Annotated in this window: 21 protein-coding genes, 2 tRNA genes and 1 other annotated feature; of the genes, 4 read left to right on the top strand and 19 right to left on the bottom strand. The window is 40.0% G+C overall.

The annotated features are described in order from the left end of the window. Positions 1 to 92 precede the first annotated feature (92 nt). On the top strand, positions 93 to 1,760 hold the full coding sequence (locus R50345_RS14340) for a ribonuclease J (protein WP_042127578.1): 1,668 nt from the start codon (positions 93 to 95) through the stop codon (positions 1,758 to 1,760). A 59-nt stretch (positions 1,761 to 1,819) separates the two neighbouring features. Here the strand turns inward: R50345_RS14340 and R50345_RS14335 are convergent, their stop codons facing one another. Further along, positions 1,820 to 2,929: a phosphotransferase gene (locus R50345_RS14335; protein ID WP_042127576.1), complete on the bottom strand. Its 1,110-nt coding sequence runs from the start codon at positions 2,927 to 2,929 to the stop codon at positions 1,820 to 1,822. Between the two features lie 91 nt (positions 2,930 to 3,020). After that, the gene (locus R50345_RS14330) at positions 3,021 to 4,577 is read right to left on the bottom strand and encodes an ABC-F family ATP-binding cassette domain-containing protein (RefSeq protein WP_042127575.1); all 1,557 of its coding nucleotides are present in this window, start codon (positions 4,575 to 4,577) and stop codon (positions 3,021 to 3,023) included. Positions 4,578 to 4,775: 198 nt separating this feature from the next. Between R50345_RS14330 and R50345_RS14325 the strand changes: the two genes are divergently transcribed. After that, positions 4,776 to 5,360: a P-loop nucleotide/nucleoside kinase family protein gene (locus R50345_RS14325; protein ID WP_042127574.1), complete on the top strand. Its 585-nt coding sequence runs from the start codon at positions 4,776 to 4,778 to the stop codon at positions 5,358 to 5,360. A 109-nt stretch (positions 5,361 to 5,469) separates the two neighbouring features. On the opposite strand, the gene R50345_RS14320 is transcribed toward R50345_RS14325, so the two are convergent. The 6 genes from R50345_RS14320 to R50345_RS14295 form a co-directional block, all read right to left on the bottom strand. After that, a complete protein-coding gene (locus R50345_RS14320; RefSeq protein WP_331281367.1) occupies positions 5,470 to 7,449 on the bottom strand; it encodes an acyltransferase family protein in 1,980 nt (659 codons plus the stop codon). A 223-nt stretch (positions 7,450 to 7,672) separates the two neighbouring features. Next, positions 7,673 to 7,990: an NUDIX hydrolase gene (locus tag R50345_RS14315; RefSeq protein ID WP_331281366.1), complete on the bottom strand. Its 318-nt coding sequence runs from the start codon at positions 7,988 to 7,990 to the stop codon at positions 7,673 to 7,675. A 76-nt stretch (positions 7,991 to 8,066) separates the two neighbouring features. After that, complete coding sequence (locus R50345_RS14310; protein ID WP_042127572.1) at positions 8,067 to 9,866, bottom strand: vWA domain-containing protein; 1,800 nt, start codon at positions 9,864 to 9,866, stop codon at positions 8,067 to 8,069. 2 nt (positions 9,867 to 9,868) lie between these two features. Continuing rightward, positions 9,869 to 10,930, bottom strand: a complete 1,062-nt coding sequence (locus tag R50345_RS14305; protein ID WP_042127570.1) for an AAA family ATPase — start codon at positions 10,928 to 10,930, stop codon at positions 9,869 to 9,871. A 75-nt stretch (positions 10,931 to 11,005) separates the two neighbouring features. After that, positions 11,006 to 11,989, bottom strand: a complete 984-nt coding sequence (locus R50345_RS14300; RefSeq protein WP_042127569.1) for a phosphotransferase enzyme family protein — start codon at positions 11,987 to 11,989, stop codon at positions 11,006 to 11,008. 202 nt (positions 11,990 to 12,191) lie between these two features. Beyond that, on the bottom strand, positions 12,192 to 12,725 hold the full coding sequence (locus R50345_RS14295; protein WP_042127568.1) for a YdhK family protein: 534 nt from the start codon (positions 12,723 to 12,725) through the stop codon (positions 12,192 to 12,194). 176 nt (positions 12,726 to 12,901) lie between these two features. On the opposite strand from R50345_RS14295, the gene sleB reads away from it, so the two are divergent. Then, positions 12,902 to 13,543, top strand: coding sequence for a spore cortex-lytic enzyme (gene sleB, locus R50345_RS14290; RefSeq protein ID WP_042127567.1), 642 nt, complete (start codon positions 12,902 to 12,904; stop codon positions 13,541 to 13,543). Positions 13,544 to 13,588: 45 nt separating this feature from the next. On the opposite strand, the gene R50345_RS14285 is transcribed toward sleB, so the two are convergent. The 7 genes from R50345_RS14285 to R50345_RS14255 form a co-directional block, all read right to left on the bottom strand. Then, a complete protein-coding gene (locus tag R50345_RS14285) occupies positions 13,589 to 13,855 on the bottom strand; it encodes a CD3324 family protein (protein WP_042127565.1) in 267 nt (88 codons plus the stop codon). A 111-nt stretch (positions 13,856 to 13,966) separates the two neighbouring features. Next, positions 13,967 to 14,039 (bottom strand) — tRNA-Phe (locus tag R50345_RS14280). 18 nt (positions 14,040 to 14,057) lie between these two features. Next, positions 14,058 to 14,130: transfer RNA gene (locus R50345_RS14275), tRNA-Phe, on the bottom strand. Between the two features lie 53 nt (positions 14,131 to 14,183). Next, positions 14,184 to 14,424 (bottom strand) — a binding site (T-box leader). 87 nt (positions 14,425 to 14,511) lie between these two features. Then, a complete protein-coding gene (locus tag R50345_RS14270; RefSeq protein WP_042127562.1) occupies positions 14,512 to 15,045 on the bottom strand; it encodes a GNAT family N-acetyltransferase in 534 nt (177 codons plus the stop codon). 5 nt (positions 15,046 to 15,050) lie between these two features. Further along, the gene (locus R50345_RS14265; protein WP_042127561.1) at positions 15,051 to 15,545 is read right to left on the bottom strand and encodes a GNAT family N-acetyltransferase; all 495 of its coding nucleotides are present in this window, start codon (positions 15,543 to 15,545) and stop codon (positions 15,051 to 15,053) included. A 177-nt stretch (positions 15,546 to 15,722) separates the two neighbouring features. Further along, a complete protein-coding gene (locus R50345_RS14260; RefSeq protein WP_231574200.1) occupies positions 15,723 to 16,739 on the bottom strand; it encodes a zinc-dependent alcohol dehydrogenase in 1,017 nt (338 codons plus the stop codon). A gap of 144 nt (positions 16,740 to 16,883) precedes the next feature. Continuing rightward, positions 16,884 to 17,489, bottom strand: a complete 606-nt coding sequence (locus R50345_RS14255; RefSeq protein WP_042127559.1) for a TetR/AcrR family transcriptional regulator — start codon at positions 17,487 to 17,489, stop codon at positions 16,884 to 16,886. A gap of 391 nt (positions 17,490 to 17,880) precedes the next feature. Here R50345_RS14255 and R50345_RS14250 point away from each other — a divergent pair, with 391 nt between their 5' ends. After that, on the top strand, positions 17,881 to 18,084 hold the full coding sequence (locus tag R50345_RS14250; RefSeq protein ID WP_156114797.1) for a hypothetical protein: 204 nt from the start codon (positions 17,881 to 17,883) through the stop codon (positions 18,082 to 18,084). A gap of 70 nt (positions 18,085 to 18,154) precedes the next feature. Here R50345_RS14250 and R50345_RS14245 read toward each other — a convergent pair whose 3' ends face one another. The 4 genes from R50345_RS14245 to R50345_RS14230 all read right to left on the bottom strand — a co-directional run bounded on the left by R50345_RS14245 (position 18,155) and on the right by R50345_RS14230 (position 23,434). Next, positions 18,155 to 18,421: a CD3324 family protein gene (locus tag R50345_RS14245; RefSeq protein ID WP_042127555.1), complete on the bottom strand. Its 267-nt coding sequence runs from the start codon at positions 18,419 to 18,421 to the stop codon at positions 18,155 to 18,157. A gap of 190 nt (positions 18,422 to 18,611) precedes the next feature. Then, the gene (locus tag R50345_RS14240; protein WP_042127553.1) at positions 18,612 to 20,006 is read right to left on the bottom strand and encodes a protoporphyrinogen oxidase; all 1,395 of its coding nucleotides are present in this window, start codon (positions 20,004 to 20,006) and stop codon (positions 18,612 to 18,614) included. 144 nt (positions 20,007 to 20,150) lie between these two features. Beyond that, positions 20,151 to 22,754, bottom strand: coding sequence for an ABC transporter permease (locus R50345_RS14235; RefSeq protein WP_042127551.1), 2,604 nt, complete (start codon positions 22,752 to 22,754; stop codon positions 20,151 to 20,153). Next, positions 22,751 to 23,434 (bottom strand): ABC transporter ATP-binding protein, encoded by a 684-nt coding sequence (locus R50345_RS14230; protein WP_042127549.1) that lies wholly within the window; start codon positions 23,432 to 23,434, stop codon positions 22,751 to 22,753. The genes R50345_RS14235 and R50345_RS14230 overlap by 4 nt, the downstream gene beginning before the upstream one ends. Positions 23,435 to 23,477 lie beyond the last annotated feature (43 nt).

Here is a 23,477-nt window from a genome sequence, read left to right as displayed (position 1 = left end):
CGAGTATCAATCTATTGTACCACTTAAATGAAAGGATAATTATAAGGGGTTTCATACATAATATAGGTGAATTTATTAAGGGAGGGACTTTAATGAAAGCGTCAGCAAAGCAGCTCTGGATAGCAGCATTAGGCGGTGTGAATGAAATTGGTAAGAATATGTATTTGCTGCAATATGCTGATGATATTGTTGTCATTGATTGCGGCTCTAAATTTCCGGACGAGAGTCTACTGGGAATTGACCTCATTATTCCTGATGTTACGTATTTATTAAGCAATCTTGATAAGGTTCGAGCATTAGTAGTTACACATGGACATGAGGATCATATTGGAGGAATTCCGTATCTGCTCAAACAATTAAATCTTCCGATTTATGCATCCCGGTTAACCTTAGGCCTAATTGAAAATAAACTGAGGGAACATGGATTATTACGTCAAACCAAGCTTCATGTCATTGATTCTGACTCCACTTTAAAGCTAGGTGCGTTTACTATAACGTTTTTTAATACCAATCATAGTATTCCGGATTGCCTTGGTGTTGTGTTCGATACCCCAGAAGGGACCGTTGTTCATACAGGGGATTTCAAATTTGACATGACCCCTGTGAATAAGCAGTATCCCGATATACATAAAATGGCCGACATCGGGAAGAACGGTGTAAGATTTCTTCTATCTGAGAGTACCAATGCAGAACGCCCGGGTTTCACTCCCTCCGAGAAGCTCGTAGGCGCTCATATAGAAGAAGCATTCATGAAAGCAGATCGCAGAATTTTTGTCTCTACCTTTGCTTCAAATGTACACCGTCTACAACAGATCATTGAGGCTGCTCATCTAACAGACCGTAGATTAACCTTACTTGGCAGAAGTATGGTGAATGTGGTCCGGGTTGCCCAAGAACTCGGATACCTGAGCATTCCCGATAACATGCTGATTGAGCCTACAGAAGCTGCCAAACTCCCCCCGGAGCAAGTAACTGTATTATGTACAGGCAGTCAAGGTGAGCCCATGGCCGCGTTATCGCGACTGGCTAATGCAAGTCATAGGCAGATGGAAATCCAGGCTGGAGATACTGTTCTGATTGCAGCTAATCCCATTCCCGGGAATGAACGCAATGTATCTAGAATTGTCGATAATTTATATGTACTTGGTGCTAAAGTCATCTATGGATCACGCAGCGAGCTTCACGTGTCTGGGCATGCAAGCCAAGAAGAGCTTAAATTAATGTTAACCTTAATGAAACCTGAATATTTCATACCGATTCATGGTGAATACCGTATGCTTCATCATCACAGCTTGTTGGCGGAGGCAGTTGGTGTTAACCCCGATAATATCTTTATTCTAAAGAATGGTGACCTCGTCGAGTCTTCGTCAGGTGTTGTCCGTCAATCGGGCAAAGTGACTGCTGGACAGATCCTAGTGGATGGCCTTGGCATTGGGGATATCGGGAATGTCGTGCTTCGTGATCGTCGCCAGCTATCGGCAGACGGGATTTTGATTACAGTAATTACTCTAAGTCAAACAGATGGACGTCTATTAAACGAACCGGATACTATCTCCAGAGGGTTCATCTATGTCCGAAACTCAGAATCTTTAATGGAGGAAATTAACCAGCTTGTAACTTCTACCCTTCAAAAGATGAGTGAGCCTGATCTAGGGCAATGGAATATCATCAAACAGACTATTAAGGAGACCCTGAGTAGATTCCTGTACGAAAAAACGAAACGACGTCCGATGATTCTCCCCATCATTATTGAGGTGTAGCAAAAAGGAGCTCATGTAGAATGGGCTCTTTTTTTATATCTGGTGAGAAATAAAGTTAACTATGTTATACATAATTTTAATGCGTCAGCTTCTAGCGCCATTTTTTGATGAATAATAATAATTTGCTCCAAACGAATAACCCGCTCCTGAAGACTAGTGTTTAACGGGTCAGATTGTAGCTGAGCATTCAGAGAAATGTATTGAGGTACTTCCCAGATACTACGTAAAGCAGTGCTTAAACAGTAGCCATATCGAGCAAGACGCTCATCCCCATACCAGCCCGTATCCTTTAATCCTTTGATGTAGGCATGGAACAAGGACTCTTTGTATTCCTCGTAACGGTGAACAGGAATGACTCCTAAGCTCATATTTACGCCAAACATTTTGCCAAGGTCTTCACCAATGCCGGATATGCTCATGAATTGCCAGTCAATCAGAACTAAACGTTTCTCTTCCATTTCACCCTGATTCAGCAGCATATTCATCTGACTGAGGTCCTGATGGGCAAGTACTCGCGGCAAGCTATTGAGAGCATTCAAGTTACTTTCTATCTGATTAGTAAAGCTGTTGAACCATGTCCAAATGTTTAGCGCTTTATCTCTGTGTAAATGATTTATGTAAGTATCCAGATTAGGCGCATACATTCTACTAGATGTAGTCCACGATTTTAGCCAGCCCCTGCATATCCAATCCTCATCAGGTATTTTCTTTCCGGTAAGATAAGCTCCATTGAATTGACCTAACCGCTCAGCGATAAAATCAAACTGCTGCTCCGTACGTGCATATTCCCCGTCTATTCGCTCCAACCATAACCATATGGTCCCTTCTGCTTGCTCTTCAACAAGATAACACTTTGGGGCTTGGATAGAGCCGGGAAGCTCATCCAGAATCTTAGATTCAAAGACTAGCGCTTCGCGGCGCCAGTAATTGTGATGGGCTGGATCCTCTTTTTCTACACTATCCGACTTGATGATTTTTAATATGATTGACCATGGAACCTGCTCTTGATTAACTATTGCCAGACCGTGAATAGAAAAGATACCTGATGTAGTAAAGTTAGGCGTTTGATAATTTAAATCTTCGCAAGAGAAACTGATTAATTCTACTCTTTGTTCTCCAAAAAATCGTTGAACACAAATGTTAAGCTGATCCATTTTATTCTCTAACACATAGATCCTCCTCACGATCCGTAAAAAAAAGCCTACAAAGCGTAACTGATTCGTTAACACCTCATAGGCTTGTTCAATAAAACATTGCTTATTAGAATACTTTTGTTGTCCAATCTTCGCAATTCCAGATATCGGTCACGATGTCTTGATAAAAATCCGGTTCGTGAGAGATCATGAGAATGCTTCCTTTGTATGCTTTCAGCGCGCGTTTCAGCTCATCTTTAGCATCGATATCCAAGTGGTTTGTCGGCTCATCCAGTACGATAATGTTAGTCTCACTGTTGATGAGCTTACATAGACGCACTTTTGCTTTTTCTCCACCACTTAGAACTGCAATCTTACTTTCGATATGTTTCGTAGTAAGTCCGCATTTGGCAAGGGCAGCACGTACTTCGAACTGTGACAGGGATGGGAATGTATCCCAGATCTCCTCGATACAAGTCTTGTAATTGCCTTCTTTCATTTCTTGCTCAAAGTATCCAATCTCTTGATGGTATCCACGTTCTACCGAACCTGACAATGCTTGGATTTCGCCTAAGATGCTGCGAAGCAAGGTGGTTTTACCGATCCCGTTCGCACCGACCAACGCGATTTTTTGTCCACGCTCCATCAACAAATTCAGGGGTCTGGACAACGGTGTGTCATATCCGATAACCAATTCTTTAGCTTCGAAAATCATCTTGCCCGCAGTTTTCCCTTCTTTAAAGTTAAACTGTGGTTTTGGCTTCTCTTTTGCAATCTCGATAATTTCCATCTTGTCGAGCTTCTTCTGTCTGGACATCGCCATGTTACGAGTAGCAACGCTGGCTTTGTTACGCGCAACGAAGTCTTTCAGCTCTGCAATTTCTTGTTTCTGACGGTTATAAGCAGATTCAAGCTGTTGCTTTCTCATTTCGTAGACCTGTTGGAATTGCTCATAATCACCCACATAACGGGTTAGCTTTTGATTTTCCATATGGTAGATCAGGTTGATAACGCTGTTCAAGAAAGGCATATCATGTGAGATCAGAATAAATGCATTATCATACTCTTGCAGATAACGTCTCAGCCATTCAATATGCTGCTCATCCAGATAGTTCGTAGGCTCATCTAGGAGCAAAATATCTGGTTTTTCAAGCAACAGCTTCGCAAGCAGGATTTTGGTACGCTGGCCACCACTAAGATCAGCTACGTCACGATCCAATCCAATATCTGTGATTCCTAGACCGCGCGCTGTTTCTTGAATCTTCGCATCGATCATGTAGAAATCTTGGTTTGTAAGTGTATCTTGAATCGTACCCACTTCTTCAAGCAGCTTTTCCAGCTCTTCAGGCGACACGTCACCCATTCTGCCGTACATATCATTCATCTCTTGCTCAAGATCAAAGAGGTATTGAAAAGCGCCTCTGAGTACATCTTGAATGGTCATGCCTTTGGTCAACACTGCATGCTGATCAAGGTAGCCAACACGCACCCGTTTGGACCATTCCACTTTACCTTCATCTGGCTGTAGCTTGCCTGTAACAATATTCATAAAAGTGGATTTACCTTCGCCGTTAGCGCCGAATAATCCGATATGCTCGCCTTTTAGAAGACGGAATGAAACATCCTTGAAGATCGCACGATCTCCAAAGCCATGACTTAATCCTTCTACATTTAATATGCTCATTTATGGACACCTTTTTCTTATTTTTCTCGCTATATTATAAGCAGGATTACACAAAAACTCAATGGAGAAGCAAAAAAATGTTCTCAGATCCGATCTGTCAGATGACGATTTTGCGCTGGCGATTGCTCACCATCTTCTATATGATAGTATTCAGAGCTAGACAATAACGTTGAATTGATGTTCTAAGGAGAGTCAGTAATGAACAAACTTGTATTTTTTCTGGGACCCGCCGGGGCAGGCAAAACGACATTAGCTAAAGCGATCGCTTCAGCGCGTAAAGTCCCATTTTTTGATATGGATATTCTTTTACGGCCAGCGGCTGACGCGATCATGACCTTACACGGATTAGACCCATCGGACAGAGACTCTGCCGAGTACAAACGCTTATGCCGAGATTTGGGTTACCGGATTACGATGGACGCGGCGCTAGATAATATTGGTCTAGATGTGGATGCATTTGTGGTTGGACCCTTTACTCAAGAGGCTGCCAACCCTGACTGGATCAGCAGTGAATTATCTCGAATCGGACGTTCTCTGCAAGATGTTGAGGTGAAGGTTGTGTTGGTCGAATTAGCCAATGAGGAATTGTACCGGAGACGAATTCAAGATAGACAATCACCATTAGATGAATGGAAGTTCCAGCATTGGGATGAATTTCGCAAATCATTTGGAAATCGTAGTGTGAAGTGGCCGCTTCCAAGTTCTAATGTGAAGGTGATCGACAATTCTAATCCTGACATAACGAAGACTGTGGCTGTGGTGGAGCATTTTATCTACGACTAGGAATTGATTAGCTTTTCAATGATCATTCGTTTACGAAAAAAAGACCGGCAAAGAGAGAACTCTCTTGCCGGTCTATTAAAATATAATATCAAAAAGTTTGGAGATTCAATTAATTCTTACTTTCCAAGGCTTTCGCAAGAAGTGAGGCGTAACACTTGGAGCCCTCTGGTTTAAGATGTACACCATCTTGGTAGAAATAATCGTCTTTTCCTTCACTTGCAGAGTACCAGTCTACTACGGTCGTATTACTATATTCACTGGAAACTTTTGAAATATTGTGATTCACATTATTCTCCCATTTTCTTGGGACCCGTGTATTGACCAAAAAAATCTGCTCTGCATCACTTAATGAATCCAGTAAATTACGTAATTGCTTTGAACTAAAGGATCCGTTAGTCCCAAGCTCGATAATAACCTTTTTACCCAGCCGGCCTTGAGCTTTAAGCTGATCCACTACCTCCTGAGCTTTAGCCATCTGCCGACCGATCTTTCCCTCGATGAAAATGCCAGGTAATTCCTCTGAAAGGTATGGTGCTGCATCCAAAATGACAGAATCTCCAATGGCCGTAACATCCGTTCCAGCTTGACTCTTCTCAGCCACGGGTTTCTTTTCTTCAGGAACAGATTTTTTCACTTCTGATTCAGGCTTTGCTATTTCTGTATTTGTAGTTCCCACCTTGGTATCAGCTTTTTTCACTTCAGGTTCAGTTGTAGCTGTTGCCAAGGCTGGTATTGATGGTTTATCAGTTACATTTTCGTCTATCGCTTTATGATCTGCGGGATCATTCTTTCTTCCCATATCTTGTTGTTCTTGCTGCTGCAGTCGTTGTTCTTGCTGCTGCAGTCGTTGTTCTTGCTGCTGCAGTTGTTGTTGTTCATACTGCAAATCTGCCAATTCGATCGCAGACGTATCCGATCCAGCGTTTAACAAATAACCTTTGCATGCGATTGGGATAAGAATCACAGCAATAATAGCCATTAAGAAGCCTGGACGAAGACCACCCCTTCGTTTTACACTGATGTTCTTCCATGTTTCTTTAAGTGAACCTCGACGAATGGGCTCCTCCACATACTTATATGACAATGCAGCTAGAAGAAAACTTACTGTTACCTGAATGATGATCCGAAGCATGCTGCTTTCTTCAGTACTCACATTCGGACTGCTAAGGATAATGACTGGAAAATGCCATATGTACAAGCTATATGATCGCAGCCCGATCCAACGCAAAGGTTTACAGCCTACGATCGATCCCAGACGGCTAGCAGGATGAGCTAGAACGGCAATAACTACAGCTGCAATCAAAGAAATCACTAAAAACCCACCACGGTAAAGTAAATCATCGAACTCATTAACCTGATTAAAAAGTACCAACAATAGAATGAGTCCTAATCCCCCTACAATATCAAGCGCACACCGAGCCGGTTCTGAGACGTTATCATTAAGTTTCTGACTTGGCCAAGCAACTGCAAGTGCTGCTCCAATGAGAAGCGCAAATAAGCGGGTATCCGTTCCATAATACACTCTACTTGGGTCAGTCCCCGGTACGTAGATCAATGCCATTGCTAATGCCGAGACTGCTGCGCAAGCCATAATCCATGCAATAAGCTTACCTCGCCGACGAGCGATTTTCATCACGATGATGAGAACTAATGGCCATAGAATATAAAACTGTCCTTCAATAGAAAGCGACCATAAATGTCCGATAGGAGATGGTGGGCCAAAGCTTTCAAAATAGGAAACATTATGAAATATTAGCCACCAGTTATTGAAATAAAATAAGGAAGACATAAAGTCACCCTTGAGCCCAAACAATCTTGATGGTTCTATAATTAAAAGCCATATGGCAACCACAAAAAGCATAACGGCCATCGCAGGCAACAGCCTCCGCGCCCTACGAACCCAAAAGTCTACAAGGTTCAGCCTTCGGTGCCGCTCCCACTGGCTAATGATTTGGTCAGTAATGAGATATCCGGAGATTACAAAAAATATTCCAACGCCGAGAAGTCCACCCTCAGCCCAATTCAGATTCAAATGATATGCGATTACAGCGAGTACTGATAAAGCCCTTAGACCATCAATTCCTGGCACATAACGCCTGCCGCCTACAGATTGTATAGAAGACTGGCTCCTCATATTATTTCTGAAAAGCTTCGTGTTGTCTTTCATAATGTTTCAGTCCTTACCGTCGATTTATCGTTCATAAGTAAGACGCTGTAAACGTATGAAAAGTTCTGTAATCAACTGAAAATGTTATAAAATAAAAAAAATGAATCTTTGTTGATCGAAACACTTGTCCATTGTGCTCCCTACATTAACTCAGATGTGTAATAATAATTTTTTCAACTTCTGTGCCCCGTAATTCTACGTAAAACGGCTGCGCATCATCATTTAAACAATACTCTAGCCGCAATCTGAGGTTTTTCCATGTGAGCATATCCATCGCTTGTTCTATTGAAAAAAAACCCACATCCAAGCTTTCGGAACTAGTAGCAGGCTCACCACCGATAGCTTTACCCAGAAATAATGTAGCGCAAATAGATCGATCTACATTTTTAAAGACGCCGCAGAACTTATTAATCTCTATATCAATACCCGATTCTTCTTTGGCCTCCCTGATCATTGAATACAACGGTAGCTGCGGAAAGAATATGTTTTGGGGTTGTCATATCGGTTACTCCCTCTAATCATTTCTAAGATCTTCTACCTTAGTTAATTCTGAATACAGGTCCTTTGGGTGAGAAAGGTAAGTCATTTCCCTTTGGCAAAATATAAGCATGGTCTCTTTTAATGGTCAGCTTGTCACAATAACCATCTGTAATAATTAGAAGCGGTCCTTTTTTCGGAAAATCCTCAGCTTGTTGAATCAAATCAATAGCTGGTTGTAAGATCGTTCCCCCTCTTCCCTTCACTTGTACTCGATCTGCGATAGCCTCGGGGGGCATGAAACCTGCATCATAAGGACAAGCATCACAAAATATAATCCGTGCAAAAGGAACATCACGAGCCTGCGCATAACTTGAAATGGCCCCTAATGCTTTGGCCAGAAGCTTTTTATCCATTGAGCCTGAGGTATCTAAAATAACTCCAAAAGTACGGCCATCATCTGCAGCGCCGCTATGAACCCACTGTGGTCGAGGGATATCAGGCGTAGAAGATTGACGTCTGCTAATTCGTGAATAAGATCTGGTCTTCTCAAGCGGTGAGAAATAATGATCAAACCAACGAGCAAGCTCTACATCCCATTTAATAGGTGGCTGGCCCAGCGCTCTAATCTCTTCAACTAGTCCTGATGGCAAAAGACCGCGGCTTTGCTCTTCATGATACATAAGTCCTTGTTGCATAGCATTCTTACAAAAATCATCAAGCGTTTGTCCTTCTCTCACATCCCAAAAACTAGATGAACCGTTATCTAAAATATCACCGAGTCCGTTGCCTCTCAAGGTTGCCAGTTTCTTATAAGTGCGGATATCTCCGACCATACGATCATAAATCGTTTCAGCAGATAAACCTTTAAGCTCAGGATCTAATAAGAGTCCAATTCGCGGATACTCCCCTACACTCATTTCTATTAGCCAAAGATTTATTACGTAGTCACAAGCCACATTCCAAAGATAATGATCTCGACCAAGACATCGCTCGTGATGCTGAAGCCCCGCATGCAGAAGCTCATGCGCCATCACGAAAATACACTCCTCATCGTTTAGTCCGGCTGCAGGGTTCATAAATATTTTGCGATCAACAACGTCAATGGCAGCTATGGAAATATCTAATCGCCGACATATCGCTGGATCTTCTATAATCTCAAAGCCGGCGGCAAGCGCACCTAATAAAGGATATCTGTCCATGAACCATCGTTTTGCACGTTGTGGAGCTGTTAATGAAAGTGCAGGGTCACTAATAGTATTAGCGTGTCCTCCAGCAACACTTACTGCATTCGTCACAGCATTCGATAACCCATAAGCAAGATAGGCTTCCCAATCTGGTGCTTTTCCCCAGTATCTTTTGGTGGTATCTCGAACATTCATGTCCAGCTTTGAAACACCCGCAGTGCCAAAATATCTGGAGTTGTCCGGAATTCCTTTTATCATAAATTGCTCGTAAAGCTGTTGTTCATCTTTAATTGTAAGATTAATTCGCGACTCCATATCTGCGGGTACTTTCCCAAACTTCAAGTCATTTAAAAACTTTGCTATGTACACATCACATGCAACGTTCCACGCCACTTGATTCTCTTTAATCTTTAAATGCCCAAGTCCTAAATGAAGAAAACAATGTGCCAAAACGTACATCCATTCAGCAACCTCACCACGCCGTTTAGGATGAGTGTAAATATAACCGTTATTAGTGACAATTGCCCAGCCGTTTTCAGGATAGGGACTATTTTCATTATGGATAATCGAAGCTCGAACAGATAACGGTGCAAAAATAGGATGATCCGCGATTAACGAACATGCCTCATTAAAATTTTTCAAAGCGGGGTTTTCTGGAGTTGTCTTTTTAGCCATATTTACCCCCTATCTTTTATTGCAAGACGTGGTAAATCACGCACAATTTCAACCATTAACCAATCTGGAATATTATCACTTTGCTCCTGCTTAGCAACTACTAGCTGTGCAATTTCAAAGCTAATTACTGACAGGTCTTTAATCAGTTTTTTAACAGTGTGTGCAAATTGGCGATGTCCATCTCGTACGTTATCTTTAATCGGAGGGAGTTCTTTAATAATCTGGGCTCGCAAGGATTGCGCTAGGAAATACAGGAGATCCCGATCTTCTGGAGCCGTTGGAAATGAGGATTTACCATCAATAATTTGATTAAGTTCATATTTTCCAGTTAGATTTTTATAAAAAGCCCTGAATTGTGTGGCGTGAGAAGTTGTCAGTGAACCATTCGCTAAAATCCCCACGGTATCCACATTTATATCATCCCCAAACTCATGTAGTGCATCACTAAGCATATGCCAAGAGCGTGGCGTGGAGAAAGGCTCTTCAGTCTTTGGAGGTGCACTCCACAGATGATCGGGACGCAATTCCAGATATTCAATAACCATAGGATGAATGCTATTATCATATGCCCAAGAGATCCAATTCTGAAAAGATACATTTAGCTGTATATGGAACATCCGATTGATAAGCGCGGAAGACATAGGTTTAACAATTGCACTATCTTGTGCACGGTTACCAGCTCCTATTACTATAGAGCCCTCAGGTAGGTGATAATCGCCGATGCGGCGTTCGTGGATAAGACTATAAAAAGCTTTTTGCACCTCTTGAGAACAGGCATTAAGCTCGTCTAAGAACAAGCAATACGGTTCGTCCCGAGCAATCATTTTCGGAGGACAAAATTGGCTCTTGCCGTTAACGATTTGAGGTACCCCAATGATGTCTTCCGGTGCTAGTTGAGAACCCAGAAGAGAAACACATGGAAGACCCACCTGATCAGCAAAAGCTTCTACAAGAGAAGACTTTCCAATACCAGGTGCCCCCCAAATAAAAACAGGGCGGATCACAGAAACGTTTAGAAGTACTTGCATAAGTTGAATAGGTGTTACAGGAGTTGCTAGGTTCAAATAAATGCTCCTTTTTTATATGATATATCCTCATTATCTATTCTAAATATATTAAAAACTACTCAAAGGGATTTATTAAAGCTCTAAACAAGCTTTGTCATTTAGGGCATCCTGAATATTACGGGCAAGCCACTCTCTATCCTGCTCACGCTGTGACTCCGAAAACTCTTGAAATAACAAAAGCACTAATTCCAGTCGGCGCTTCTCAATAAAGAGCGGGAGCTCTTCTAGCCATTTATTGTCGAGTGCATACTCTCGATTATACCCTTTCATAAAAGACGTCAGCATGGCTGCCGCAAGACTAGAAGTTCTACTCTGCTCTACCTCCGGTTTTCGCCAATCTCCAAAGATGGTCGAATAATAAACGGCAATGGCAATATCATGCACCATATAGTCGTATCCGCAATCATCAAAATCAAACACGGTGATCTGCCCCTCATGCACGAAGAAATTACCCTGATGCAAATCACGGTGACATAGTCCATAGCCTTCTCGATTCCGCGGCAACTGGTTAATCCGATCATTTATTTGAAGCAACTTTTCAAAAAGCTGCTGTTCAACAGTACCAAAGTTAGCAAAGTCAAAATCTAGCTTACCCTGATGTGGTCTTGCCAGAACAGTCTCCGGATTGTATTGCAGAGTTAAAGCATGCATTCTTCCTGTTACCTCACCCCATTGCTCAAAAAGCTCCGTTCCCCAATTGGGATCGGAAGCATTAACATGACCACCTGGTGCTTTCTCCATTACACAGATCATAAATCTTTCCTCATCTTTGAATAGCGTTTGTACCAAGCTGCCATCCTGAAAGGGAATGGGGCGAGCCAGTTGCACGCCATGTTTTGCAAGATGGTCCATAAAGTCAAGTTCAGAGATGACCATCTCCTGCTCCTGATGAGACTGATGTGTTACACGTAAAATATATTCATGATCATCTTTTGGAAAGCTATAGACAACATTTTCAAAACCACCAATATACTTAATCGTTGTCCAATCGACTTGAATCTGTTGTGCAGCTTGTTTAAGCATTTCTTCATCGAATTTCACCTGCCAGTTAGGCATTTCAATCACGCTCCTACCTTCTAAGAAAATATCAATTAAAATGGTATATTTTGTATAGCAGTGCTTTATAAAGATATTTTAACACTTCACTACCAATAAAAGAAGCAATCAAAAAGGTAGGAGCAGCCTAGAACTTTAACAAAGTCCATGACTGTTCCTACCTTGATCATTTTTCATTACTTTAGAGCTTAATTTCTATTAGTTACTTTATTGCTGAAAGCTCATCTTCCGTTACCCATTTATGATTTTTCACTTTATCTCCACCCGTAGTAGGTGTGTAATCAATCATATATACCGTAGTATGTTCAGCTGAGTTAATTTGAGCCGTTGCACCTTTCATATCTTTCATATGGTCAGCTTCCATTACGACTTCTGAGCCTGATTCATAGGGTTTGTCAGCTGCTTTTCTGATTTCTTCATGAATAATCCACTTGTGATTTGTAACTGGAAATCCGCCTGTTGTAGGTCTATAAGAAACGATATACGCTGTGGTGTCAAAAGCTCCAACTATTGTTGCAGTAGCCCCCTTCATACCTTCCATATGGTCCGCTTGGAGAATCGCTTTACTTCCTATTTTAAAAGTAGGATTCTCTGACACCTTCAAATTTTCGGGTATGTCACTTGAACTAGAGTGTGAGGAATTTTCCATTATCTTATTGCCATAACTATTATCATTACCACATGCGCTTAGAGTGAGTGCGGCTACGATTATGAATAGATATAATTGCTTTTTCATATATAAAACCTCCGAAGTTGATGTGCCTCTGATTATTTATTTACCCATTTCATAGGATCACAAACCTAATGAAGTATTTTCGAAAATGTACAATGGATTATTAGATTACCAATAAATGAGTGTTGTTTCAGTTATTGAAGGTTATTTATAATGTTTTCTGAAAGGAGGCTACTACAATGAAGACTAAAATATTCACTTTATTGCTTCTTTTGGGTCTGGTAAGTATGGCTACTATGATCGGTTCTGCTAGTGCTGCTCCGATATTAACCGTAGGGAGCTCTTCTGGAGATGTGTGGGATCTTCAGTATCGATTAAAAACTCTGAATTTCTATACTCATCCTTTAGATGGTGTATATGGATCACAAACGAAAGCTGCCGTTGCTAAATTTCAAAAGGCCTACGGATTAAGTGCCGATGGAGTTACTGGTACAAAAACTTGGAATGCTCTAAAAAAATACACGCTTAATATTGAGGAAATGGATATTTTGGCGAAAGTAATCTACAGTGAATCGCGTGGTGAGCCTTATAAAGGACAAGTCGCAGTTGGTGCTGTAGTTATGAATCGCATACAATCTAGTCAATTCCCAGACAATATTAAAAACGTTGTATTTCAAAAAGGCGCATTTACAGCCGTATCTGACGGTCAATACTGGCTTACTCCAAACCGGACTGCCTATTTAGCTGCTCTTGATGCTGTCCGAGGTTGGGACCCAACAAACAATTCGATCTATTATTTCAATCCAGATACAGCTACTAGTGCATGGATCTGGACTCGTCCTCAGAACTTAAAAATTGGTAAGCATATATTTGCGAGTTAACGTCTCAAATAAATGTAATAGCCGGTCAACCCTTCGGTTGACCGGCTATTTTTTAGTATAAACAATTTTCTTAATACTATCTTTAGAAAGACAGTATTCACCTGAGAGCTGGTCGACGGTTGCACCAGCAGCAAACCTCAGGCAGATCTCAATATTTCTTGATTCCAAATATTTTCTACTCCCTGACTTCTCACCCCATTTTACATGTAATTCTTCAGGCTTTGGAACGTAGACCATACCACCGTTTATATATTTCTGTATTTCTTGTAGTAACTCTATAGGGAAGACTGTATCTGCATTTACATATTTCATAATTAATCTTCTCCTTAAACCTCTCAAATTAAGATGAAATAACAAACAACCTGTCTAACCATAATGGTCGGACAGGCTGTTTTTATAGAAAGCTTACTATCAAAATTAAGATGGCTCGGGACGGGATTGAACCGCCGACACTAGGATTTTCAGTCCTATGCTCTACCAACTGAGCTACCGAGCCTTGCTATTAAAATTAAGATGGCTCGGGACGGGATCGAACCGCCGACACCAGGATTTTCAGTCCTATGCTCTACCGACTGAGCTACCGAGCCTTACATGGATACAATTATTTCTTCTAAATGGAAACAAAAAGACCCCTCGTCCGAAAAGGGACGAGGAGCCGCGGTACCACCCTAAATTAGAACTATTCTGTACAACTAGCAGAAATGTTCTCACTTAAATATTTAACGGTTAACACCGGTACACCTCTACTTGTCAACAATGGTTTCAAGGGACTGCTCCGGAGTGAACTTCGATCAACCCTTTTCTCTAGAAACGCTCTCAATCTCCGGCGTTTCCTCCCTGTAAAGAGGTATTGAACTACTTTTCTCCATCAAAGCATTTGTTTTGTTATATAATTTTTTCTAATTGTAAGCCCTAATCCACTATAAGTCAATAGAAGAAATAATTCCCGCATTTCGATTTGATTAGCTTTATCCATTACTAAAATTAAAAATCATCTTTAATTCATCATCAAAAGACTTCTTACATTCTTCTTGAAAGCTATTACCAGTATATTCTTTTAGTGTCTTTCTCCAAAAATGCTGGGCTCTCCTATTTGTAGTCGTGAGGTTCGTCTGTAGCTCCCATTTTCCAATATGAAGATTAAAAACCTCCTTAGCCGCATGTTCAGCGATTCCCGTGCCTCGGAAGGGCCGCAGGATACAGAATTCGTTTAAATAAAATTCACACCCTGGTGGTGTATGAGGTGGTGTGGCTACTAATGCAAAGCCAGCAGGAATTCCATCCTCCTTTATTAAATATGGATATAAAATCCCCGGCTTCTCCCACCAGATGTCGAAGACTTTATTCTGTTCATTCAGCGTTTGTGTTTCATTATCCTCGTATACCCCGTATTGATTAGGAAGGTTCCCCCATATCTCTGATAGATCGTGTAAGTATAGTGGGTAGAGATTATTAATCATAAACTTCGTTGTGCTGTCAGTTAATGTTACGGTGATCTTCATTTCATTCACTCCCTCCCATCGAATGCTTGGATGTATTTATGGCGATCACTTAAATAACGTTCTGTGTAGTTATCTTTTGTATAATCCTTAAGCACTTTTCGCCAGAAAGCTATAGCAGGTTTATTATTTTCCATTTGAGCTAGTTTCCATTTGGCTTCTTTAAATAGATCAAGTGTTTTTATTGCGGCAGCAGTACCTATTCCATTTCTTCTGTATTTCTGCAAAATCATAAAGTCATAGACCACATGAGTTGGATCTGGGTCTTTATCTAAGTTTTCAAAAAGTACAACCACAAATCCAGCTAAGTTTCCTGAAATCTCGATCAGATAAGGATTCCATCGATGATCCCCTTCCCAAAAATAATCAATATCCACCTCGAATTCTCCATGCTGATTCACATCTTGATCCGTAAATAAACTGAAATCATAATAGTAAAGTTGATATAGATTAGACAGTACCGCTTTATCTTCAAACGTTACTGGAACAAGTTTAATTTCCATCATACCCCCACGTTTGCTTCATTATTGTTACTTCTGTACTTAGTATAATCACGACGTCACTCTAGTTATATGCCATATTTGATTTGAATTGAATTTTATATAAAGTCATTATTCATCTAGAATAAAAAAAGCTCATATGAGCTTTTACGCCCACATGAACTTTTTTCAGTCTAACAATCAAGTTAAATCTACGATGACTTTAATGGTTTCTATAGCTTCAATGGCTTTGTCAAAGGCTGCTTGGATATCCTCTAATTTAAAGGACTGTGTCACCATTGTAGAGATATTCGTTTTCTTGTCGTTAATATGTTCAATAACCTTTACAATATCTTCATGTGTGTATCCACTAGCTCCAACTATGTTAACTTCTTTACTCATCACTTGAGCAAGGCTAATAGGTACTTCATTTTTATAAACGGCAATGATTGCAATTCTTGCTTGTGGCTTTACAATCTGCATCACTTGTTCAAATAATATCGGAGCACCCGCTGCGTCTACAAAAGCATCTACGTTTGGCATGTTAACGCCGTAAACATTTACTTCCCCGAAGTGTTTAATTAAGCCCTCTGCTAATGATTCAGTCGTCGTATTAACTGTTAAAGCTCCTAATTCTTTGGCTTTATCCAAACGCCATGGATCAATATCCACAACACAAACCTCTTTAATGCCTTCCCCTATTAATCCTGCAGCAGCAGATAAACCAATAGGACCCGCTCCGAGAATTACGATTTTTTCACCTTGTTTGGGTTGTACACTAAAGGCTCCATGAAAGCCCACACTCATAGGTTCCATTAATACAGCCTCTGTTGCCGAAACGGAATCATTAAATTCATAAAGATTATAATTTAGTGCTGCATCTTCAATTAAGACATATTGTGAAAAGGCTCCTACCTCCAACGAATAACGACGACCTGCACGTTTTGCAGTAATTGGATTCACACCTACACGCATACCCACGTTTAAATTCTTTTCCACTTCAGAACCAAACTTGACGATCTCACCGAACATTTCGTGACCAAATTCCGAACCGAAACGGATACCCATTTCAGAGCCTGCTTTTACGATATTAATATCTGTCCCACAAATTCCACCGGCTAAAATACGAACCAAAGCATCTTTTGGCCCTACTTCAGGTATTGGCCGCTCTTCTATCCTCACACTATTTTTACCGTGATAAATACCGACCTTCATCATTCTTAACACACTCCTTATTACTATCTATTACTAAATGGTAGTAGTTATTGTGGAGCTTAGCAATCTACAATAAAACTGAAAGCGTTAATAAAACGACAGTTAATAAGCTTGTGTTAATTAAAATTTTAAAAGTGAAATGTTTCACTATTTCTTTTTATTATTTGCAGGGATAAATGGATTTAACTGTATAATTCGCTCTGCTAAATATTTAGGGGTATAGGGCATATCATTGCCAAGCCACATGGAAATTGTACCAATGATTGCAGATGTTCCATACCAAGCTGCGATATCAGAAGGAGTATCTACGGTTAAGAAATCTTCTGTTTTTTGAATCGATTGTTGTTCTGTTGTTATTAATATCAATTCATATAAAAGATCCATCAATTTTGGTGTGAAATAAGGAATGTTTTTGGTTACAAGCAACACCTTGTACATATGAGAATTCTCTGCAATATGCTCTAGCAATAAAATCAGCGAGGTAAGTTCATCCCCTGGTTTATAGGATTCTTCAAATTTATCTATGAGTATTTTCTTTAAATCTGCTAATAAGTCATCCAAGATACTATCAATCAAATCATTAATATCTTTGTAATGTAAATAAAATGTAGCTCGATTGATTTCAGCCTTTTGCGTAATAGCGTTGATCGAAATCTTATTCAGTTCTTTCTCTGCTAATAAATCTATAAAGGCATTCCGAATTGCTTTTCTTGTTTTTCGTATCCGTAAATCTAAGTATGTTTTGTCTGCCATGAATCTTCCACCTCGTAGGTAATGAACTTAAAAAATAGTTAGTATTTGCGAAGAAACAATTTATAGTAAACTCAGAAGAAATCAGGAATTTTATGGAATACAAGATCAGTGGTTGAACGATTAAAATAAAAGTTCGCTTACTAGCTGAAATGACCAGTCTTACATATGCATAATTGACACCTGAAGTATCTAATGAATCTATACTTACCTTTGAATCAGATGGATATTCAGATTATATTGTTACAGGCGTTCAAGAAGGTTCTGCAGAAGTAGTATTAAATATGACGAAATTGCCTCTGAGGCATATGTAAAGAACAGAATAGATACAGGAAACAATAGAAAACAACGCTATACAGCATTTAATAATGTGATAATCCCTAATTACACTAAATTGGTAATAGAGACGAAAAAGATTAAAGCACCCATTGCAGAATTGAAGGTATTACATGAAATCTATTTAAAAGAGGCCTTATACAAAACAAAAACTTCCAGCACTGCTTTTAAAGCAGCAAATAAAGAGATGGATGAAGTCGAGAAATATGAAGGACAGTTTGTAGATGGGATCGATAAATATCGAAAGAAGTATGGTATTTAAGATTGAATGATAATTAAATCCCAAAAATCCACGTCAGAGCTTCCTCTAACGTGGATTTTTAGGATTATAGCTATTTTTTTGTGTAAACAATCTTCTTAATACTGTCTCTTGATAGGCAATATTCATCCGAAAGCTGATCAACCGTTGCACCAACAGCAAACCTTAGACAGATTTCAATGTTTCTAGATCTTAAGTATTTTCTGCTCCCTGACTTCTCGCCCCATTTTACATGTGCTTCTTCAGGCTTTGGGATATACACTAAACCACCGTTAATATATTTCTGAATTTCCTCTAATAATTCTTTTGGAAAAATCGTATCAGCATTTACATATTTCATAATCGCTCTGCTCCTTAAACTTTTTATGAGTTTGAAGGTAGCAAAGTCTATTCTAAAAACAACAATGCACAATGCACTGGCGGTAAATCAAATTTTATTCGCTCTATACAAACAACCGCCGTTGTTTATAGTCTAGACTTTGCATAGAGCTTATCGCTAATCTTTTCACGATTGTACACCCTCCCTTTCATCAATTTGAAGTCAGTTCCTCCAAAATGCGCTTGGCTGTCTTCTCTCCATTAGCAATACAATCTGGAATACCCACACCATAATAAGAGCATCCGGCAAGGATTACGTTAGGATAATGATCTGCAATCTTCTTCTCTAAGGATACTACAATCTCATGATGGCGCATGTGGTAATTTGGCATAACATCATGCCATTTGGTCACGTCGTAGGTTACTGGCTGTCCAGTAATCCCAAGACTGGTCTGTATATCTTTCAACGCCACCTGTAATAATTCCTCTTCTGAGAGCTTAATCAAGGACTCATAATGCGGTCCTGAGCTCTTATAAAACAGTCTGACGAGCAGACGTTGTTGTCCAGATGTGTGCTCCCACTTGCGACTTGTCCATGTACAAGCATTACATAGAACATCATCACTGTTGGCGGTAATAAACCCTGTACCGTTCGCTGGCAGCTGACTATCAGGGATATCAAATCCTAGATACACACTAATCATAGAGCTGTTAAACAACTGATTAAAATCTTCATCCAGCACTTCATCTTGAAGTAATGCTTGTGCAGTAGAATGCATTGTTCCAAGTACGGCAAAATCGCTGTCCAAGATTCGTCCATCTGCCAGTGTTACACGGTACCGTTCTCCATCCTTTGCAATGCGCTCGGCACGAATCCCTTTGATGATCTCTACATCGGACAGCTGTTCTTCCATGGCATCGATCAGAGCAGATACGCCACCCTTAAAAGACATAAACTTCTTATCGCCGTTCCCCTGGAATTTAGCCTTATTCGCGGACAATCCCTGAATAATACTTCCATATTCATTTTTATAATCAATCAAATAAGGAAGGGTCGAGGCAATGGTAAGTTCACTCAATTTCCCGGAATATACACCTGAAAGGACAGGTGATATTTGCTTTTCGACCAGCTCTTTTCCTAGGAAAGCTTCTAGAAATTCACCCACGGAATCATTTTTCGTAAACTTATCATTCGGAGTGTAGAAATCTTTAAGTGCTTCAACTTTACCTTCAGCAGAGACCAGATCTGTTGTAGCAAGCGATTCAATACTTAGAGGGATGCCAAAGACTGCATCCTTAGGAATTTGCTTAAGCTTTCCTTCTGTATAGATATATGATATTCCTGTCGCGTTATATACGACCTCATCTTGCATGCCAAGTTCTTCAATTAATGGGGCAACATTCGTTTTGCGAGTAACAATAGAATCTGCACCTGATTCCATAATGAAATCTTCCTGTCGCAGTGTTCTGATTTTTCCGCCCAGTCTATCGCTGGCTTCAACCAAAATGATTTTTACATCTAGCTTGTTATGCTCTATAGATTTCTGTAAATAGTAAGCGGTAGACAATCCAGTAATTCCCCCGCCAATCACGACGACCGTTCTCAAGCGTTGACACCTGCCTCTAAAGTTATTATCTGTTAAATTCAATTGAATACATTATATCATAGGGATTTATATGTAATAACATACCGTTCGTGTCAGATATGACACAAAAAAGCCGCGTTAAACGCGGCAATGAAAGGCCAATCTTTATATATTCTCCTGTTTTAAAGCATCAATAATATTTTCCTTCTTCACTTTTGAACTGGAGTACAGCATAGCTGAGCTAACGATGATAAAGACAGCGACTATGACATACAAGATACTCATCCACGGAAGTGCGAATCCATAGGAGAAACTACTCATCATGGATCTATAGATCAAGTACATCACGATTATGCTAATCGGAAGCCCGAAAAGTAGTGATTTTATCCCATAGAAGATACTTTCATAATTAATCATTTTATTAAAACCGTTTGGCGTCATCCCTACAGACTTCAACATCGCAAACTCTCTTTTACGAAGTGATATGCTAGTTGATATCGTATTGAAAATATTCGCAATCGATATTAATGTAATCAAAGCAATAAAACCATAGGTGAAAATAGACATTAACATAATCATCTGCTCACTATTTTGTCTATTTTGAAACACATTTTGGACATAGACATTCCGCTCTTTCATTTCCTCAATGGCCTGTTGTGTCGCTAATGGATCAGAGCTGTTCAGGTTTAGTCGGCTTTGTATATCGTTACTCATCGTATCATTTGTTAATTGATCAAAGACTTGTTCAGAGACAATGATGTTTAATCCACCAACTAGTGCTGAATGAACACCCATAGGGCGTTTATCAGTTAATGCGACAATTTCTACTGGTGGTAATTTCGTCTCTTTCTCTGTGTTCCAATCCGTATAAATTAAATCAAGCTTCTGACCGATTTCCGAATGAAGAGCTTTGGTCTCAATAATCTTTTTGGCGCTCTCATCCTCAAAGGTGACGGTATCATTCACAATAGCTGACATCTGATTGAGATCCGTTAATTGTTCATAACTTACACCGACCGATTCTGCATAGGTTCTCAAACTCTGTTCATTTAGGGCATGGATCTGAATGTAGTAAGGATATTTCCCATTCTTTAAAATACTGCTATCCTTCTCCACGATCTCTTGCAATTCTTTTGCCATATCTTTTTCATCAATCCATGAACTCAAGCTTAGTTCCCTGATCACATTATATTCCGTTATATTAGGTAAGGCAGATATCGATTTCGTCAACCGATCTACTTTTTGAGCGTCCTCAGTCCCCATATAAACTTGAATATCGTAGTTCAAACCATCCTGTGAGAGTTCTACCGACTTTCTCATATTAGTAGTGAACGAAGATACGGATAAAAACAGAACAATACTAATGACAAGTGAGAACACGGTTGCTTGGTACCTGCGTTTATTTCTCTTTAAATTCTTCAAACCAATTTCTGCTTCGATTCCAAACAGCTTGCGAACGAACTTGGAAGTTTTCACTGCTTTACCTGAGAGCTTAACATCGGTTGTTTGTCTGATCGCATCAATCGCCGAAATCTTGGAAGCTTTTCTGGCTGGAAGATAAGTGGATATAAAAATCGTAAGTATCGAAACTACACAAGCGGTGAATAGGGACAGAGGTGTAACAACCAATGTTAATTTTTCCGTTATCCCCAGTACATCTTGAATCATCGAATTAATAAACATAAAGGTGATCCCAATTCCTGCAATTCCGCAAAGGATTCCAATAGGGATGCTAATTAAACCGATGATCATTCCTTCAAAAAACACCGAATTCTGCTTCTGCCTCTTTGTAGCACCTACGCTGGAGAGCATTCCTAAATGGCGTGCACGTTCCGAGACAGAAATCGCGAATGCATTATAGATTAAAGAAACAGAGCCAATGATAATTACAGTCATAACGATGACTGACAATGAAAGAAGTGTATTACGTAAACCATCGCTATTCGTCACACCATAATAACGCAGCAGACTATTATTATAAGAAATCGACTCTATATTGTTTTCTTTTGCCAATTCCTCTGCATGCTTGTATATGGAGCTATCCACCTTATTTAATACAACTGTAGCTGTAGTTTTTTCGGCTGCTCCAATCAAGCTTTCATCCACATAACTTAGGGCAGTATAACCCGGAGACCATGTTGGTTCCCAAGTGGGGCGCTTTATCACTCCCACAATTGTGTAGTTCATTGGTTTTTTATGAATGATCTCTTCATTCAGGGTGTCATCTTCAGTCCGTAATCGTTCGTTTTGGGATAAGGGTTGACCACTATTTTTATCATCCCTAGTAACTCGCTCTCCGACATCGAGCGTTAGAGCTTCACCTATCTTGTATGTTACTTTAGCATTTTTTGCGATTTCCTCAGAAATGACTACTTCATAGTTAGTCTTCGGGAGTCTTCCTTCCAGAAGCTCAACCGGAAATTGTTTAAAACCAGCTGCATTATATTCCTTGATATACCAATAGGGCTTGTTCTCATTCTGTCCCCCCTCTAAAGGGGCATACCCACGATCATTTGAGATGACAAGTGTTTTCGTTGCATCATCCGCTTCTATCGCTTTAAGCTGAGCTTTAGTAACATTTCTGTATTGGACATGCCATTCTCCATTAGTCGAGATACTCTGCTTCCTCATTAATTCCATAAATGAAAAACCAAGTGTTGCCACCGCCGTCACCATAGCCACAGAAATGATGACTCCAATGATAGTAACTAATGTTCTTCGCTTATTCTGCTTCAAATGTCTAAGTGTTAATTTATTTACGATATTCACGGACGAATCACCTCATCTTTGGCGATCCTTCCATCTTCAATGGTAATTACTCTATCCGCTTGTAATGCAATCCGTTCATCATGAGTAATGACAATCAGTGTTTGATTATAGGTTTTATTAAACATTTTTAATAAATCTATAATTTCACCACTGTTCTTACTATCCAGATTACCGGTTGGCTCATCCGCTAACATGATTGCAGGATTACTAATTAACGCTCTGCCTATCGAAACCCGCTGTTGTTGCCCACCTGAGAGCTGATTCGGGAGATGGTTTAAGCGATTTTCCAAATTTAACGCCTTTACGGTATCCGCAAATTGTTTCTTATCTACCTTGTGCTGATCAAGCAGTAAAGGGAGTGTGATGTTCTCTTCGACCGTTAGCACCGGTATAAGATTATAGAATTGATAAATCAGCCCAATTTGTCTGCGTCTAAAAATCGCCAGCTGTGTTTCATTCAATTCATAAATATCCGTGTTATCTACGAATACTTTGCCGCTTGTCGGTCTATCCACTCCGCCTAATAAGTGCAGAATGGTCGATTTCCCGGAGCCTGAAGGCCCGATAATCGCTACGAATTCCCCTTTTTTAATCGAAAAAGATACATCATCCAGTGCTTTTACCGCTGTTTCGCCTTTTCCATATGTTTTAGACAGATGTTCAATCTTTAAAATGTCCATTGTTAGACCTCCATTTGTTGATGAGATCAGTATATCTGTCTAC

Source organism: Paenibacillus sp. FSL R5-0345 (assembly GCF_000758585.1).
In the GTDB taxonomy this organism is placed as follows: Bacteria; Bacillota; Bacilli; order Paenibacillales; family Paenibacillaceae; genus Paenibacillus_AQ.
Note: the sequence above shows the minus strand (reverse complement) of the source record. Positions and strands in the feature narration are given on the sequence as shown.